This is a genomic window from Actinoplanes octamycinicus (assembly GCF_014205225.1).
Taxonomy (GTDB): Bacteria; Actinomycetota; Actinomycetes; order Mycobacteriales; family Micromonosporaceae; genus Actinoplanes; species Actinoplanes octamycinicus.
This window is the reverse complement of sequence record NZ_JACHNB010000001.1, coordinates 4,817,101-4,826,924: the sequence shown is the minus strand read 5'-3', so window position 1 is coordinate 4,826,924 and position 9,824 is coordinate 4,817,101. Positions and strand designations below refer to the sequence as shown.

The window sequence follows — 9,824 nt, the reverse complement described above, 5'->3', positions numbered from 1 at the left end:
ATCTTGCCAGATGGGAAACGGATGCGCGGTCCCGCACCCGGGCCACGCCCGCATATCGCTACGGTTGCGCCGGTTCGCACCGCCGCGCGGGACATCGCGGGAACGCCGTTTTCCCTAAGGTGATGGCCGTGAATGAACCGGCACTCCAGATCCGTGGCCTGACGAAGACCTTCGGGTCCTACCGGGCAGTGGACCACGTCGATCTCACCGTACGGCCGGGCACGTTCCACGGGATCGTGGGACCGAACGGCGCCGGCAAGTCCACCACGATCGGCATGGCGGTCGGCCTGATCACCCCGGACGCCGGAACGATCCGGCTGCTCGGCGGCGACGCGCTCGCCGACCGGCCGCGGGCCCGGGCGCTGACCGGCGTGCTGCCCGACGGCCTGGACTTCCCGGAGCGGCTCACCGGCGCCGAGCTGCTGCGCTACTGCGCCGGGCTGCGCGGCGTCACCTCCCCGGAGAGCCGGATCGCCGAGCTGATCGAGGTGCTCGGCCTGGCCAAGGGCGCCGCCACCCCGCTCGCCGACTGCTCCACCGGCACCCGCAAGAAGGTCGGGCTGGCCCAGGCGCTGCTGCACGCGCCGCGGCTGCTGGTGCTCGACGAGCCGTTCGAGGCGGTCGACCCGGTGTCCGCCGCCGCGATCCGCCGGGTGTTGCGCCGGTTCGTCGCCGGCGGCGGCACCACGGTGCTCTCCACCCACTCGATGCTGCTGGTCGAGCAGATGTGCGACGACCTCACGGTGATCCACCGGGGCCGGGTGGTGGCGGCCGGCCCGGTCGCCGAGGTGGCCGGCGACGCCGGCCTGGAGGAACGCTTCGTCGAGCTGGTCGGCGCGGACGCGCCCGGCACCGCCGACCTGGACTGGCTGATCGCCGGATGACCGCCACGATCGACGCCGCGCCGGCGAGCACGCCGCCGGCCGCGGCGGTCGCCACCCTGGTCCGGATGCGGGCCACGATGCTGCGGCGGGCGCTGCGGGAGAATCCCGCGCCGCTGGTGGCCGCGGTCGCCGGCCTGCTCGCCGCCGCCTGGCTGATCCGGTACGCGGTCCGCGGCAACCCGCACACCCTGGGCATCCTGGCCGGCGCCTGGGTCCTCGGCTGGATCGTGCTGCCCCTGCTGCTCGGCGGCACCCGCGGCCGGCTGCGCCCCACCCAGCTCCGCCTCGAACCGATCACCCCCGGCCCGATGACCGCCGGCCTGCTCGCCGCGTCCGCGGTCGGCATCGGCCCGGCGGTGTCGCTGCTCGCGCTCGCGGCGCTGCCGGTGCACGCCGCGGTCCAGCACGGCTTCCGGGCGGCGGTGCTCGCCGCCGTGGGCGCGCTGCTGCTCTGGCTGGTCGGGCTGACCGGCTCCGCGGTCGCGGTGGAGGCGGTCGGACGTGCGGCCGGGCCGGTCGGGGCGATCCTCACCGGCACCTTCACCGGTGCGGTCATGGGGGTGACCGGGTCGGTGTGGGCGGTGGCGCCGTGGATCGGCACGCTGCTGGTGACCGGGCCGCCGCCGTCGGTCGTCGAGGTGCTGGCGAGGGTGCCGAGTGACTGGCCCCTGGCGGCGGCCGCGGCGGCTCCCGGGGCGGCGGCCGGGCTGTTGGCGGGGCTGGCGGGGCTGGTCGGGGCGCTGCTGGCGGGATATGGGGTGCAGGTCCGGCGGGTGGTGTCGGCGGGGACGCCGTTCCGGCGGCGGCGGGGTGCGGGGAGGGGCTCCGAGGGCACGCCGGGCCGCACGACCGCACGACCGCGCCACCCGGTGCCAGGCCCGCTGCGCGCGGTCGCCGTCCGCGAGCTGATCTCTTGGGTACGACACCCGCTCCGCCTCCAGTACCTCACCTTCGCCGTCGTCTACGGCTCGCTGCTGGCCCTGCTCCCCTTGCTGGCCCACGTCGACCTGCTGGCGCCGTGGGCCGGCCCGCTCGCCGTACTCTGGGCGTCCGCGATGGCGGCGAGCCTGGTCGGCCTGGACGGCACGGCGCTCTGGATCCCGCTGCTCACCCCGTCCGGGGAGGCCGCCGAGACCCGCGGCCGGGCGCTGGCTTGGCTGCTGCTGGCGCTGCCGGTCGGACTGCTGCTGACGGTCGCCGGGATCCTGGTCGCGCCCGGCGTCGACCCGCTGCCGGCGATCGCCGTGCTGCCCGCTCTGCTCGGCGCCGGGGCGACCACGCCGGTCTGGGTCGCGCTGCTCCGGGTGAGGCCGGTGCGCGACGCCCGGCATCCGACCGCCGCCGACAATCCGACCGACATCGTCAGCGTGCTGCTCGCCCTGGCCGGTCCGCTGGTCGCGGCGGCGCCGGCGTTCGCCCTGGCGGTCTGGGGGCCGGACGGCCTGCGCTGGCTCGCCCCGGTGGCCGGGCTGCTCACCGGGTTCGCGGTCGGCCGGGGCGCGCTGTGGCTGGCCGACGACCGGCTCGCGCAGCGCGGCACCGAGGTGCTGGCGGCGGCCGGTGACCGCAGCGCGCCGCCACCGCCGGCGGTGCCGCTCACCTGGGACCCGGGGTGGTACCGGGAGAACCGGGCCACCGCCTGGGCCCTGGTGCTGCTGACCGTGGGATGGCTGCCGGTGCTGCCGCAGGGCCTGCTGGTGCTGGTGCTGGACGTGCACGGCGGCTGGATCGTCGCCTCGCACCTGACCGGCGGGGTCCGGACCGGGGTGGCGCTGGGAATGGTCGCGCTCGGCGCCGGCATGCTGCTGACCGGCCTGGTGCTGTGGGGCCGCCGCCCGTTGCGATGATCTGCCCACAACAGGATACAGGCGGCGGATACCCCATCGGCCATTCGGTCAGGAATGACAAGAGAAAGTACTATATTTCCGGATTCGGCTGCTTTAAACGGCGGGGATCGGCTCGCTTTCCGCGTACCGGAAAAGGTCTTGAGAAATGGCCGAGGGCCGCACCCCTAAGGATGCGGCCCTCGGCCGGGAAAAGCGCTGCTCAGTTCTTCTTCCACGGGCCGTGGCCCGGACCGTCGTGGTCGTCGTGGTCGTGGAAGCCGCCCGGACCGCGGTGGTCGTCACGGTCGTGGAAACCACCCGGGCCGGCCCAGCCGTAGTAGACCTTCAGCGCCCAGTAGCCGCGGCGGAAGCCGTGCCGGATCGGGATGCAGTCGTGGTCTTCCCAGCGGTCCCGCCACTCGCCGATCCGACCGGCCCGGTGGCAGGCCATCGGGCTGCGGTAGAAGTCGACGATGCGGTCCCGGACGTGGGCGTTCGCCGAGGCCTTGGCGGTCGGCTGCGGCGCCGCGTCGGAGGCGGCGGCCGGGCCGGCGCTGATCGCCAGGCCGGCGGCGACGGCGAAGCCGGTCATCGCAAGACCGCGCATCAGCTTGTTCATAGGGATCACCTTTTCGGTAAGAAAGGTAATTTCGGACAAACTGATCATATGGATCGCGCGGCTTTCGGGTTGGCGACACACAAACACGATCGGGTGATGCCGGGATAAATTCGATCTTCGATGGATGCCGGCAATCCCGGCATTTCCGCAGCTCATTCAATACTTTCCGGGCGTCAAGCAATCCGGCGGACAACGAGTGCGGCCCGGCGCGAGCGCGCCGGGCCGCGGAGACACCGGGAAGATCAGGGAGCCGGGGAGATCAGACAGCGATCTTCTGGCGAGCAGCGGGCCGCAGGTACACCACCCAGGTCACCAGCACGCACAGCGCGTAGAAGGCGATGAAGCCGAGGTACGCCGCGTCCGCGTCCTTGTAGGTCAGGAAGGACTGCCGGAAGGCCAGGTTGACCAGCACGCCACCGATGCCGCCGACCGCGCCCGCGATGCCGATCACCGCGCCGGAGATCCGCCGCGCCTGGTGGTCGTCGCCGGAGTACTTCGACCTGAAGATCGCCGGGATCATCTTGTAGGTGGAGCCGTTGCCCAGGCCGCTGAGGATGAACAGGGTGATGAAGCCGGCGATGTAGAGCGGGAGCGACCGCTGCTGCGCCGCGATCAGCACCACGGTGGCGCCCAGCCCCATCGCGATGAAGTTGACGAAGGTGACCTTCGCGCCGCCCAGCCGGTCGGCCAGCGCCCCGCCCAGCGGCCGGATCAGCGAGCCCAGCAGCGGGCCGAGGAAGGTCAGGTAGGCCGCCTTGATCGGGGTGTTGAACTGGGTGGCGAACTGCACCTGCAGCACCTGGCCGAAGGCGAAGCCGAAGCCGATGAACGACCCGAAGGTGCCGATGTAGAGCAGCGACATGACCCAGGTGTGCGACTCCCGGAGGGCGTCGCGCATCCCGCGCTTCTCGTTGCGGGCCTGGGACAGGTTGTCCATCCAGATGGCCGAGCAGACCGCCGAGATCACGATGAACGGGATGTAGATGCCGGCCACGATGCCCGGGTTGCCGGACCCGAAGACCGCGAGGACGAACAGGCCGACCAGCTGCACGGTGGCGACGCCGATGTTGCCGCCGCCCGCGTTGAAGCCGAGTGCCCAGCCCTTGCGGCGCTCCGGGAAGAACGCGTTGATGTTCGCCATCGAGGAGGCGAAGTTGCCGCCGCCGACACCGGCGGTCGCCGCGATCAGCAGCAGCGTGGAGAACTCGATGCCCGGCTTGATCATGAACGCCGCGAGCACCGCCGGGATCAGCAGCATCGTGGCGCTGATGATGGTCCAGTTCCGGCCGCCGAACCGGGCCACGGCGAACGTGTAGGGAATCCGCAGGATCGCGCCGATCAGCGTCGGCACCGCGGTGAGCAGGAACTTCTGCGCCGGGTCGAAGCCGTAGGCCGGGCCCAGGAAGAGCACCATCACCGACCACAGCGACCACACGGAGAAGCCGATGTGCTCGGAGAAGATCGAGAAGTACAGGTTCCGCTTGGCGATCTTCTCGCCGCCGTTCGCCCAGAACGTGCGGTCCTCGGGGTTCCACTCGTCGATCCAGTGGCCCCTGAGGGTCCGGGCGGCCGGTCGGGTGGCCTCAATCGTCGGAACAGTCGCGGTCATGTCACTCTCCCAGAAGGATCTGACCCTCGTCTTCCCGGACCGGGTAGACGTTGATCGGGGCTTGTCCGGACTGGGAACACCCGGTGGCGAGGTCCCAGGCAAAGAGGTGCAGGGGGCAGACGACGATCGAGTTGTCGATCTGCCCGTCGGCCAGCGGGCCGCCCTTGTGCGGGCAGACCGCCGAGACCGCTCGGAGAGAACCGTCCCGCAGCCGGAAGACGGCAATCATCTCGCCGTCGACGGCGTAGGTCCGTCCCTCTCCGGGGGGAATGTCCGACAGAGGGCCGAGGACAGTGGGGGTCAGAGTTTTCACGCGCGCACCGGAACCTGGGGGAGAACGGTCAGGGGAAGGGAGGTACGGAACTGGCCGGGCGTGACCGGCTCGGCCCGCTCCTTCCAGGGGTCCTTGTAGGCCTGCACGGCCTCGTCGACCGCCGCGTCCAGGGCGGCCGCGATGCCGTCCGCGTCGTCGACGACGATCTCCCGGATCCGGTCGATGCCGATCCGCGGCACGAACGCGTAGGTCCGCTCCAGCCAGTTGGCGTTCTCCCGGTAGTACTGCAGGAACCGGCCGGTCAGCCGGATCACCTCGTCGGCCGAGCCGACCGTGGTGAGCAGATCGCCCTTGCGGATGTGGGCGCCGGCCGCGCCGCCGACATAGATCTCCCACTTGCCGCCGTCGATCGCGACCACACCCAGATCCTTGACGTACGCCTCGGCGCAGTTCCGCGGGCAGCCGGTGACCGCGAGCTTCATCTTGCCGGGGCCCTCGAGACCCTGGTACCGCTCCTCGATCGCGATGCCCAGCGCGGTGGAGTCACCGACGCCGAACCGGCAGAAGTCCGAACCGACGCAGGTCTTCACGGTGCGGAAGCTCTTGGCGTACGCGTAGCCGGACGGCATGTCCAGGTCCGCCCACATCGCCGGGAGCTGCTCCTTGGGCACCCCGAGCAGGTCGATCCGCTGGCCGCCGGTCAGCTTGACCATCGGCACCCGGTACTTCTCGGCGACCTCGGCGATCCGCTTCAGCTCGGCCGGGGTGGTGACGCCGCCCTTCATCTGCGGGACCACCGAGAAGGTGCCGTCCTTCTGGATGTTGCCGTGCACCCGGTCGTTGATGAAGCGGGCGTCACGCTCGTCGATGTACTGGTCCGCCCACATCATCTTGAGCAGCGACGCGAGGCCCATCTTGCTCTTCGCGTCGTGCTCGCCGCCGGGGACCAGCTTGTCGAAGACCGCCGAGACGCTCTTGAGCTCGTACCTCCGGATCGCCTCCATCAGCTCCGGCTTGGGCATCGGGACGCCGGGGACGTACCAGGACGCCGCCGGGTCCTCCTCGGCCGCGCCGCCGTTGGCCCACTCGACGATCCGCTGGACCAGCGGCTTGCAGGTGCCGCACCCCTTGCCGGCCCGGGTCTTGTCCATCACCCCGCCGACCGTCTTGCAGCCGGCCGAGACGGCGCCGCAGATGGCGCCCTTGCTGACCCCGTTGCAGTTGCAGACCTGCGCGTCGTCGGCCATCTCGGCGGGCGACACCTCGCCGGCCGGACCGCCGATGTCGAAGATCAGCTCGGCGCGCTCCTCGGGCAGGGCGGTGCCCCGGTCGAAGTGCTGGATCAGCGACGCCGCCTTGCTGTTGTCACCGACCAGCACCGCGCCGACCAGCACGTCCTCGCGGATGATCAGCTGCTTGTAGACGCCCTTCTTCGGCTCGTTGTAGACGATCACCTCGTCGTCGTCGCTCTCCGGGGCGATCAGGCCCATCGAGGCCACGTCGATGCCGGCCACCTTGAGCTTGGTGGAGAGCTTCGAGCCGTGGTACGCCGCGTCGGGGTTGCGGCCGGTGATGTGGTCGGCGAGCACCTTCGCCTGGTCCCACAGCGGCGCGACCAGGCCGTAGAGGTTGCCGCGGTGCTGGGCGCACTCGCCGACCGAGTAGATGTCCGGGTGGCCCTCGACCCGCATCTGGTCGTCGACCACGATGCCGCGCTCCACCGGCAGGCCGCTGTTCGCCACCATCTCGGTGTTCGGCCGGATGCCGGCGGCGATCACCACGACGTCGCACTCGATGACCGTGCCGTCCTTCAGCTTGACCCCGGTGACCCGGTCCTTGCCGAGGATCTCGGTGGTCATCGCGTTGGTGATCACCTCGATGCCGAGCTTGCCCTCGACGCTGGCCTGCAGCATCTGGCCGGCCTTCGGGTCGAGCTGCCGCTCCATCAGGTGGCCCATGGCGTGCAGCAGGGTCACGTGGCTGACGTGGTTCTGCAGGCCGCGGGCCGCCTCCAGGCCGAGCAGGCCGCCGCCGATCACCACGGCCCGCTCGTGGTCCCGGGCGTAGCGGATCATGCCGCGCGTGTCGTCCAGCGTGCGGAAGGCAAAGACGCCCTGGTGGTAGCCGCGCTTCGGGTGGTGCACGCCCTTCATCGGCGGCGTCCACGAGTAGCTGCCGGTCGCGATGATCAGCTTGTCGTACGGGGTGGCCACCCCGGTGCTGTCGTGCACCACCTTGGCCTGGGCGTCGATCCGCTCCACCTTGACGCCGGCGTTCAGCGTGATGCCGTTCTCCTGGTACCAGGCCAGATCGTTGAGGAAGATGCCCTCCTCGGTCTCCACCCCGGCGAGCAGGTTGGAGAGCATGATCCGGTTGTAGTTGCCGTACGGCTCGTCACCGAACATCGTCACGGTGAAGTCGCCGTTGCGGGCGAGGATCTCCTCGACCGTGCGGGCGCCCGCCATGCCGTTGCCGATTACCACTAGACGCTGCGTCACTGGTCGGTCCCTTCCGGTGTGCCGGCACGCGCGATGGCCACCGCGCACACCTTGAAAGCGGGCATCTTGGAGTGCGGATCCAGAGCCGGATCGGTCAGCGCGTTCGCGCCGGGCCAGTGGAACGGCGCGAAGACCGTGTCCGGGCGGATGCCGTCGGAGAGCCGGGCGCGCAACGTCGCGGCGCCTCGGCGGCTGCGGAGCTCGACCAGGTCACCGTCGGCGATGCCGTGCCGGCGGGCGAGGTCGGGATGGATCTCGGCGCGGGCTTCGGGCAGCGCCACGGTGAGCGCCTTCACCCGCCTGGTCTGGTTGCCGCTCTGGTACTGCTGCATGTTGCGGCCGGTGGTCAGGACGTACGGAAAAGCCTGGTCCGGAACCTCGGCCGGGTCGCGGTGATCGACCCGGATGAACCTGGCCCGGCCGGAGGCCGTGGGGAACGACTCGGTGAACAGCCGGGGCGTGCCCGGGTGGTCCTCGCTCGGGCACGGCCAGAAGACGCCGTCCTCCGACTCGATCCGCTCGTAGCTGATCCCGGCGTAGTCGGCGACGCCGCCGGCGCTGGCGCGGCGCAGCTCCTCGAAGACCGCGCGCGGCTGGTCGGTGAAGAACTCGCCGCGTCCGAGCAGCCCGGCGAGGTCGGTCAGCACGGTGAGGTCGGTCTTGACCATCGGCGGCGGCGGCAGCGCCCTCGTGCGCCGGATGACCCGCCCCTCCAGGTTGGTCATCGTGCCCTCCTCCTCCGCCCACTGGGCGGTGGGGAGGACGACGTCGGCCAGCTCCGCGGTCTCCGACCGGAAGATGTCCGAGACCACCAGGAAGTCGAGGGCGCGCAGCCGGTCCACCACGTTGGCGGTGTGCGGGGCGGACACCACCAGGTTGCTGGCCAGCACCAGGAGAACCCGGACGCCGCCCTCCTCGCCGATCGCGGAGATCATTTCGTACGCCGAACGCCCCGGCTGCGGCAGTTCCGCGGGGTCCACGCCCCACACCGCCGCGACGTGCGCCCGCGCCGCCGGATCGTCGAGGCGCCGGTATCCGGGCAGCTGGTCGGCCTTCTGCCCGTGCTCCCGGCCGCCCTGCCCGTTGCCCTGGCCGGTGATCGTGCCGTACCCGGAGAAGGGTTTGCCGACCAGGCCGAGCGCGAGCGCCAGGTTGATCCAGGCCTGCGCGGTGTTGGTGCCGTTGCTGTGCTGCTCGGTGCCGCGCGCGGTCAGGATCATCGACGGGCCGTCGGCCAGCAGGCGCACGGTCTCCCGCAGCTGGGCCTCCGGGACGCCGGTCATCCGCTCGACCCGCTCCGGCCAGTAGGAGTTGACCGCCGCCCTGACCGCCGCGAAGTTCTCGGTGCGGCTTGCGATGAACGATTCGTCGAGGTGTCCCGCACGGACCGCGATGTGCAGCAGGCCGTTCGCCAGCGCCAGATCCGTGCCGGGCAGCGGCTGCAGGTGCAGGTGCGCGCCGTTCGCCGTGTTCGTGCGGCGCGGGTCGACCACGATGTGCTTGGCGCCGTTCGCCCGGCCGGCGTCCAGGTACTGCATCGACGGCGGCATGGCGTCCGCCGGGTTTGCCCCGACCAGCAGCACGGTCCGCGCCCCGGCCAGGTCCTCCAGCGGGAACGGCAGGCCGCGGTCGATGCCGAAGGCCCGGTTCGCCGCGGTCGCCGCCGACGACATGCAGAACCGGCCGTTGTAGTCGATCGCCGAGGAGCGCAACGCGACCCGGACGAACTTGCCGAGCGCGTACGCCTTCTCGTTGGTCAGCCCGCCACCGCCGAAGGCGCCGACGCTGTCGTTGCCGTACCGGTCCCGGCTGTCCCGGATCGCCGTGACGATCCGGTCATACGCCTCCTCCCAGGACGCCTCCCGCAGGGGCGACTCCCGGTTGCCGGGCTCCTTGCGGACCAGCGGCGTCAGCAGCCGGTCCGGATGGTCCAGCAGGTCCGCCGCGGTGAAGCCCTTGGCGCACAGGCCGCCCCGGTTGACCGGGAAGTCGGCCGGCTCGAGCCGCACCCGGGGGATTCCGGGCGTCAGCGTCATCCCGCACTGCAAAGCGCAGTAGGGGCAATGCGTCTGGGTCGCCGTCACGAGAGGAACTCTGTCGGCCCGGCGTTAACC

The 9,824-nt window shown here is 71.3% G+C and carries 7 protein-coding genes; 2 read left to right on the top strand and 5 right to left on the bottom strand.

Features of this window, described 5'->3' with window-relative positions:
- Positions 1-122: 122 nt before the first annotated feature.
- Together BJY16_RS21075 and BJY16_RS21070 are read left to right on the top strand one after the other, a co-directional pair.
- Complete coding sequence (locus BJY16_RS21075; RefSeq protein ID WP_185041307.1) at positions 123-884, top strand: ABC transporter ATP-binding protein; 762 nt, start codon at positions 123-125, stop codon at positions 882-884.
- Positions 881-2,731, top strand: coding sequence for a hypothetical protein (locus tag BJY16_RS21070; protein ID WP_185041306.1), 1,851 nt, complete (start codon positions 881-883; stop codon positions 2,729-2,731). The genes BJY16_RS21075 and BJY16_RS21070 overlap by 4 nt, the downstream gene beginning before the upstream one ends.
- Positions 2,732-2,930: 199 nt before the next feature.
- On the opposite strand, the gene BJY16_RS21065 is transcribed toward BJY16_RS21070, so the two are convergent.
- The 5 genes from BJY16_RS21065 to BJY16_RS21045 form a co-directional block, all read right to left on the bottom strand.
- Positions 2,931-3,329, bottom strand: coding sequence for a hypothetical protein (locus BJY16_RS21065; RefSeq protein WP_185041305.1), 399 nt, complete (start codon positions 3,327-3,329; stop codon positions 2,931-2,933).
- A gap of 259 nt (positions 3,330-3,588) precedes the next feature.
- Entirely contained in the window at positions 3,589-4,938 is a 1,350-nt protein-coding gene (locus tag BJY16_RS21060; protein WP_185041304.1) for an MFS transporter, read from the bottom strand.
- Between the two features lies 1 nt (position 4,939).
- Positions 4,940-5,251 (bottom strand): Rieske (2Fe-2S) protein, encoded by a 312-nt coding sequence (locus tag BJY16_RS21055; RefSeq protein ID WP_185041303.1) that lies wholly within the window; start codon positions 5,249-5,251, stop codon positions 4,940-4,942.
- Positions 5,248-7,710 carry a nitrite reductase large subunit NirB gene (gene nirB, locus BJY16_RS21050; protein ID WP_185041302.1) on the bottom strand — a complete coding sequence of 821 codons (2,463 nt, stop codon included), beginning with the start codon at positions 7,708-7,710 and terminating at the stop codon, positions 5,248-5,250. The genes BJY16_RS21055 and nirB overlap by 4 nt, the downstream gene beginning before the upstream one ends.
- Entirely contained in the window at positions 7,707-9,794 is a 2,088-nt protein-coding gene (locus tag BJY16_RS21045) for a molybdopterin oxidoreductase family protein (RefSeq protein ID WP_185041301.1), read from the bottom strand. Before BJY16_RS21045 ends, nirB begins: the two co-directional genes overlap by 4 nt.
- Positions 9,795-9,824 lie beyond the last annotated feature (30 nt).

Bases quoted from the DNA above. Each gene is read 5' to 3' on its own strand.
- BJY16_RS21075 (WP_185041307.1), top strand. From the start codon at position 123: ATGGCCGTGAATGAACCGGCACTCCAGATCCGTGGCCTGACGAAGACC.
- BJY16_RS21070 (WP_185041306.1), top strand. From the start codon at position 881: ATGACCGCCACGATCGACGCCGCGCCGGCGAGCACGCCGCCGGCCGCG.
- BJY16_RS21065 (WP_185041305.1), bottom strand. From the start codon at position 3,329: ATGAACAAGCTGATGCGCGGTCTTGCGATGACCGGCTTCGCCGTCGCC.
- BJY16_RS21060 (WP_185041304.1), bottom strand. From the start codon at position 4,938: ATGACCGCGACTGTTCCGACGATTGAGGCCACCCGACCGGCCGCCCGG.